The following is a 1,448-nucleotide window of genomic DNA, read 5'->3' on the forward strand; positions in this document are numbered from 1 at the left end:
GACTGGGGCGCGCCGCTCGGGTCTGGCGACACGCTGACCGTCCGCATCTTCCAGCTCTCCGCCCTGATCGGGCGGGGCATGCCCAAGACCGTCACACTGACATTCTGAGAACGCCCATGTCCGATGCCACCACCCATCTGCTTCTGCCCTACATCCGGGCGGCGCAGGCACAGAAGCATGTCACCCACAACGAGGCGCTGCGGCTGCTCGACGGACTCGTCCAGCTCTCCGTCCTCGATCGGGATCTGACGGCGCCGCCCGGCAGCCCCACCGACGGCGACCGCTACATCGTCGGCTCTGGCGCCACCGCGGCGTGGGCGGGCTGGGATCTGAACGTCGCGCTCTGGACCGACGGTGCCTGGCTTCGCCTTCCGCCGCGAACCGGCTGGCGGGCTTGGGTGGAGGACGAAGGGTTGCTGCTGGTCTACGACGGCTCCGTCTGGGTCGGCACGACGCCCGGCGAGTTGCAGAACATGGCGCTGCTCGGTATCGGAACGACCGCCGATGCGGCCAATCCGTTCTCGGCCAAGCTCAATGCCGCGCTCTGGACTGCGAAGACCGCTGGCGAGGGTGGGACCGGAGATCTCTTCTATACGATGAACAAGGAAGCTGCCGGCGGCGACCTCGGCTATGTCTTCCAGACTGGCTATGTCACCAAAGCGCTCGTCGGCCTCTTCGGGTCGGACCTGTTCCGGCTCGCTGTGTCCGCTGACGGCAGCGCCTTCTTCGACGGTTTCATTGTCGACAACACGAGCGGGATCGTCGATCAGCCTCGGCTGCCGCGCTTCAAGGCGTATACGAACTACGACAATTATGTCGCTGTCGACACCTGGACGAAGATCGGCATCAACAACACCGACTATAACGATCAGGGCGCATTCGATGCCGGCAACAATCGCTTCGTCGCACCGGTTGCCGGCACCTACCTCTTCGGCGCCACGCTGCTCTACAAGGTCAATTCCAGCACCACGGCGCGGATGCGCGGACGACTCGTGCTGAACGGCTCGACCGAGATCCGAGGATCGTTCGGCGAGATATCCGGGGCGCACACCTCCGAGGCGACGGCGCTCTGGCTGCAGACCATGGCGTCACTCGCCCAAGGCGACACTGTCGAGCTGCAGGGCACCTTTCGGGCGGCAGATGGATATTTCGCCGCCGACCATACGTCCTTCTGGGGCGTGAAGGTGGGGTGAGCGGCGGTGGGAGATGTCGAAGCCCCCCCGATCCGACCAGGGGTTCGCCTTAGCCGAGACCCGATCCGCCATCCTGCCGCTCGTACCCTAATCTCGACACCCTGCGCCGGGGGGCATCGCCGTGGCGCTCACGAGCGTTGACGGGATTGCCTCCGCCCCATGGATGCGGGCGGCGCTGCGCTACGGCGCCATCGCACTCGCGGTGTTACTGTTCCTGCTCTCACTCCGGCGCTCCGGCGAGCGTGCGGGACGGCT

The 1,448-nt window shown here is 66.0% G+C and carries 1 protein-coding gene; it reads left to right on the forward strand.

What is annotated here, in order from left to right; translation table 11 throughout:
* Positions 1 to 116 precede the first annotated feature (116 nt).
* The gene (locus ACIIOY_RS26725) at positions 117 to 1,193 is read left to right on the forward strand and encodes a DUF2793 domain-containing protein (protein WP_411037703.1); all 1,077 of its coding nucleotides are present in this window, start codon (positions 117 to 119) and stop codon (positions 1,191 to 1,193) included.
* Positions 1,194 to 1,448: the final 255 nt, after the last annotated feature.

Origin of the sequence: Shinella agrisoli, from assembly GCF_046557955.1 — a bacterium.
In the GTDB taxonomy this organism is placed as follows: domain Bacteria; phylum Pseudomonadota; class Alphaproteobacteria; order Rhizobiales; family Rhizobiaceae; genus Shinella.